5 protein-coding genes are annotated in these 4751 nt (G+C 74.3%); 4 read left to right on the top strand and 1 reads right to left on the bottom strand.

What is annotated here, in order from left to right; all coding sequences use genetic code 11:
- A partial coding sequence (locus tag L1885_RS23740; RefSeq protein WP_372482015.1) for a hypothetical protein occupies positions 1-451 on the bottom strand: 451 nt, incomplete at its 3' end.
- Positions 452-511: 60 nt separating this feature from the next.
- On the opposite strand from L1885_RS23740, the gene L1885_RS23735 reads away from it, so the two are divergent.
- The 4 genes from L1885_RS23735 (at position 512) to L1885_RS23720 (ending at position 4640) form a co-directional block, all read left to right on the top strand.
- Positions 512-1042 carry a MarR family winged helix-turn-helix transcriptional regulator gene (locus L1885_RS23735; protein ID WP_235799210.1) on the top strand — a complete coding sequence of 177 codons (531 nt, stop codon included), beginning with the start codon at positions 512-514 and terminating at the stop codon, positions 1040-1042.
- Between the two features lie 129 nt (positions 1043-1171).
- A complete protein-coding gene (locus L1885_RS29445; RefSeq protein ID WP_372482014.1) occupies positions 1172-1711 on the top strand; it encodes a MerR family transcriptional regulator in 540 nt (179 codons plus the stop codon).
- Positions 1708-2073, top strand: coding sequence for a thioredoxin (trxA, locus tag L1885_RS23725; protein WP_235799209.1), 366 nt, complete (start codon positions 1708-1710; stop codon positions 2071-2073). The genes L1885_RS29445 and trxA overlap by 4 nt, the downstream gene beginning before the upstream one ends.
- Before the next feature lie 308 nt (positions 2074-2381).
- Positions 2382-4640: a HelD family protein gene (locus tag L1885_RS23720; protein WP_235799208.1), complete on the top strand. Its 2259-nt coding sequence runs from the start codon at positions 2382-2384 to the stop codon at positions 4638-4640.
- Positions 4641-4751 lie beyond the last annotated feature (111 nt).

Below are 4751 nucleotides of genomic sequence, written 5' to 3'. Positions count from 1 at the left end.
ACGCCAGCGCGGCGAGCGCGGTCACCGCCGCCCAGCCCGCCCCGGCCGCCCCGCCCCCGATGTGCACCGGGATCACGAGGATGCCGATGAGCGCCGTCGTCAGCAGGGCCCCGGCCCGGCTCGCGCGCACCCCGAAGCGCCGCAGCCAGACCGGCGCCGCGAGCCCCAGCGCGAACACCGTGTCGCCCGCGACGGGAGCCGAGACCATCAGCAGCCCGACGCCCGCGCCCACCGCGCCGAGCAGCGGCACGAGGGCGAACGCGACCGCGCCGAGCGGCCTGCGGGAGAGTGTCATCGCGAACACGACGGCGAGCACCGGGGTGGACGCGCCGAGCCCGGCGGCGTCCCGCAGCAGCAGCCCGCACCCGAGCGCGGCGACCGCGCCCGCCACACCGACCACGGCGTCGAGAAGGGGATGATCGATACGCTGTGCGTACGGTTTTCGCGCCATCACGCCTCCGTTTGCGCCGTACAGGGCTTCAGCATCGCAGAAAAAAGTAAGGGATCGCTTATGAATTCGTCCAGCGCCCCCGGGACCGGCGGAGGCTCCGGCCGGCACGGCCGGGAACCGGAGGCCGAGACGGAGGCCGGAACGGAGGCCGAACGGCCGGGGCGCGACCCCAGGGACCGGGAGATCGCCTCCGTGCTGCGCCGCGGCACCACCCGACTCGGCACCCGGATGCGTGCGGAACGGCCGCCGGGCGCCCTGAGCGGCAACAAGATCGGCGTGCTCGGCCACCTGCACCGCAAGGGCCCGAGCACCGCCGGAGCCGTGGCGGCCGCGTCCTTCCAGCGGCCGCAGTCCCTCACCCGGGTCCTCGCCGAACTGGAACGGGACGGGCTGATCGTGCGCGCCCGCGGCGAACGGGACGGGCGGCAGGTCCTGCTGGCGCTCACCGAGCAGGGGCGCGACGCGCTGGGCGCCGACATGCGCGCCAGGGACGCCTGGCTGACCGGAGCGCTGGATTCGCTCACGGCCACGGAGCGGGAGGTGCTGCGCCTGGCGGGCGCGCTGATGGAGCGCCTCGCCGAGGAGCCCTGAGCCGCCCGCCTCCCGCCGCCTCCCGGCCCACCGCCCGCCTCCCGCCGCCTCCCGGTCCGCCGCCGACCGCACGTCGTCCCCCCGGATTCGCTTGCCTTGACGTCCGCGTCAACGCGTACGTTCGGACGCATGCGCATCGGCGAACTGGCGGAGCGGGCCGGTACGACCACCCGTGCCCTGCGGTACTACGAGTCGCGCGGGCTGCTGCCCGCGCGGCGGACGGTCAACGGCCATCGCACCTACGACGAGAGGGATCTGCGGCTGCTGCGGCAGATCCGCACGCTGCGGGACTTCGGGTTCGACCTGGAGGAGACGCGGCCGTTCGTGGAGTGCCTGCGGGCCGGGCACCCCTCGGGCGACGCCTGTGCGGGTTCCCTGGCCGTCTACCGGCGCAAGCTGGCCGAACTGGACGCCCTGATCGACCAGCTCGGCTCCGTGAGGTCCGAGGTCGCGGCGCAACTGGCCCGGGCCGAGGGCCTTCGCGCGGAGGGCGTCCGGGCCGACGGAGCGGGGGCCGAGGGTGCCTCTTCGGCGGCCAGCGAGCCGGCGGCCCCGGACCGGATGCCGGACGCCCCCGAGCCGCGCTGCGAACTCGCCGAAGCGCTCACCCACCACCACACCCGCCACCACACCCACCATCACCCCGCTTCCCCGGAGGACAGCAGATGATCGACGTCGAAGGCGTGGCCACCGCGACGGACGCCACGTTCGACACGCTCGTGCGCGGGCCCGGCCTGCCCGTGCTCGTGGAGTTCACCGCCGACTGGTGCGGCCCGTGCCGGCAGCTGGCGCCCGTGCTCGGGGCCCTCGCGCGCGAGGAGGCCGGACGGCTGCGCGTGGTGCAGATCGACGTGGACACCAACCCGGCCACCGCGGCGGCCTACGGGGTGCTGTCGATGCCGACGCTCATGGTCTTCCGGGACGGCGAGCCGGTGAAGTCGATGGTGGGTGCCCGGCCGAAGCGGCGGTTGCTGCAGGAGCTGGGGGAACTGGAGGAACTGCAGGACATCGCCGGACCGGCGCGCGCCTGAGCCGAGCCGCGCCCCCGGGCCCCGTGCGTGGCCCGGGGGCGCGGCGGGCCGATCCCCGAGAGGATCCGCCCGACGCCCGACGCCCGACGCCCGACGCCCAGTACCCGAAGCCCGCTCCAGGCCGCGGGCAGATTCCCCGCGGACCGGAAGCGCCCGCAGTCCCGGCACGGCACTTCGCGCGACAAAACACCCCGCTCGTCAATTGACGGGCGGGGTGTTTCTCTGCGTATATTGGGGGTTTCCGTGCTCAACCATGCAGGGATGCGCGGAGACTTGAATGAGTGCAGTTTACTAGGGCAGGGGCGGAATTGTCAACCGACGCATTGCAGAACGAGCAGCAATTCATTTCCGGCCTGTATGCCCGCCTCGACGACCTCAGGGACCGGGCCGAGAGTTCCGTGCGCGCATCGGTCGCCCAGGTGGGAACGGGCAGGCAGGCCAAGCTCGAGCGGGACGTCCACCTGGAGGAGGAAAGCGCCCGGCTCGCCCAGCTGAATGCCGTCGAGAGCGGTCTGTGTTTCGGCCGTATCGATTTCCGCGACGGCGCGAGCCATCACATCGGCCGCATCGGAATGCGCGAGGACGACGTCGAACGCACGCCCCTGCTCATCGACTGGCGGGCTCCCGTCGCACGGCCCTTTTATCTCGCGACCGGTTATTCCCCGATGGACCTGCGCAGGCGCCGCCACCTCACCACGCAGGGCCGCACGGTCACCGACCTGCACGACGAGATCATGGACCTGCGTGACGGGACGCGCACCGGCTACGAGAACCGCGACGCCGACGAGGTGCTGCTGGCCGCCCTCAACAGCGCCCGCACCGGCCGCATGAGCGACATCGTCCAGACGATCCAGGCCGAGCAGGACCGCATCATCCGGGCCCCGCACCGCGGCGTGCTCGTCGTCGAGGGCGGCCCCGGCACGGGAAAGACGGCCGTGGCCCTGCACCGCGCCGCCTACCTGCTGTACGCGCACCGCGAGCAGCTCGCCCGCCGCGCCGTGCTGATCGTGGGGCCCAACCCCGCGTTCCTCGGCTACATCGGCGAGGTGCTGCCCTCGCTCGGCGAGACCGGGGTCCTGCTCGCGACGATCGGCGAACTGTTCCCCGGCGTGGCCGCCACCGGTACCGACACGCCCGCCGCCGCGGCCGTCAAGGGCTCGGCCGCCATGGCCGAGGTGCTCGCCCGCGTGGTCCGGGACCGGCAGACGGTCCCCGAACGGGCCCTCGAGATCGACCACGAGGAGCACGGCGTCCTGCTGCTGGACCGGGCGACCGCCGAGGACGCGCGCGCCGCCGCCAGGGCGACCGGCCTGCCGCACAACCTCGCGCGTCCCCACTTCGCGTTCCGCGTCATCGACGCGCTGACGGAGCAGTTGGCGGAGCGCATCGGCGCCGACCCGTACGGCGGACCCAACCTGCTCGGCCCCGACGACCTCGCCCAGTTGGGCAAGGAGATCGCGACGAGCCGGGCCGTGCACGCCGCGATCGACGAGCTGTGGCCCGAACTCACCGCCCAGCGGCTCGTCTCCGGCTTCCTCGCCGACCCGCTCCAGCTGCCGCAGGACGAGCAGGCGCTGGTGCGGCGCGGCGACGGGCCCTGGACCCCGGCGGACGTGCCCCTGCTCGACGAGGCCGCGGAGCTGCTCGGCGCGGACGACAGCGCGGAGCGCGCCGCCGCCGAGGCGGCCCGGCAAGAGCAGATCGCCTATGCCCAGGGCGTCCTGGACGTGTCCGCGGGCTCGAAGACGTACGAGTTCGAGGACGAGGAGTCCGAGGTGCTCGCCGCGCACGACATCATCGACGCGGAGCGCTTCGCGGAACGGCAGGAGGAGGCCGACACCCGCAGCGCCGCCGAACGCGCCGCCGGTGACCGCACCTGGGCCTTCGGGCACATCGTCGTCGACGAGGCGCAGGAACTGTCCGCGATGGCATGGCGGCTGCTGATGCGCCGCTGCCCGAGCCGGTCGATGACGCTCCTCGGAGACCCGGCGCAGACCGGGGACGCGGCCGGCCTCGGCTCGTGGGAGGCGATCCTGCGCCCGCACGTGGGGGAGCGCTGGACGCTGGAGCGGCTCGGCGTCAACTACCGCACGCCCGCGGAGATCATGGAGGCCGCGGCGGACGTGCGCCGCTCGGTCGAGCCGGACTTCGTGCCGCCGCGCTCCGTGCGGTCCACCGGCGTGCCCCCGCTCGTGCACAGCGTGCCTCGGAGGGAGCTGGTCACGGCCGCCGCCGAGCTGGCCGCGAAGCAGCTCGGCGAACAGGACGGCGGCGGGCGGCTCGCGGTGATCGCGCCCGAGACGCTGCTCGCGCGTCTCGCCGCGCACCTGCCGGACGCGTCGTGGGGCGAGACTCCGGACCTCACCCGGCCCGTAGTGGTGCTGTCCCCGCGGCAGGCCAAGGGCCTGGAGTTCGACCGGGTCGTCGTCGTCGATCCGGAGGCCGTGCTCGACCGTCCGGTGCGCGGCGTCAACGACCTGTACGTGGCGCTGACGCGGCCCACCCAGTGGCTCGGCATCGTGCGGGACGCGGGCCGCCCGGCCCGCGTCGGTCCCGACGCGGGCTGAAAGGCCCGCGGAGCGCGTGGGCCCCGACGCGGACTGAAGGGCCCCGGCGCTCGTCCGGGACGCGTGTCGCCCCGCCGGCCGGAACCGCCGCGCGGCCGGTGCCGGGACGCC

This window comes from Streptomyces fuscigenes (genome assembly GCF_021556455.1).
GTDB classification, from domain to species: Bacteria; Actinomycetota; Actinomycetes; order Streptomycetales; family Streptomycetaceae; genus Streptomyces; species Streptomyces fuscigenes.
Note: the sequence above shows the minus strand (reverse complement) of the source record. Positions and strands in the feature narration are given on the sequence as shown.

What these genes read in the sequence shown, in the direction of transcription:
- L1885_RS29445 (WP_372482014.1), top strand. Translation starts at nt 1,172, where the DNA reads ATGCGCATCGGCGAACTGGCGGAGCGGGCCGGTACGACCACCCGTGCC.
- L1885_RS23735 (WP_235799210.1), top strand. Translation starts at nt 512, where the DNA reads ATGAATTCGTCCAGCGCCCCCGGGACCGGCGGAGGCTCCGGCCGGCAC.
- trxA (WP_235799209.1), top strand. Translation starts at nt 1,708, where the DNA reads ATGATCGACGTCGAAGGCGTGGCCACCGCGACGGACGCCACGTTCGAC.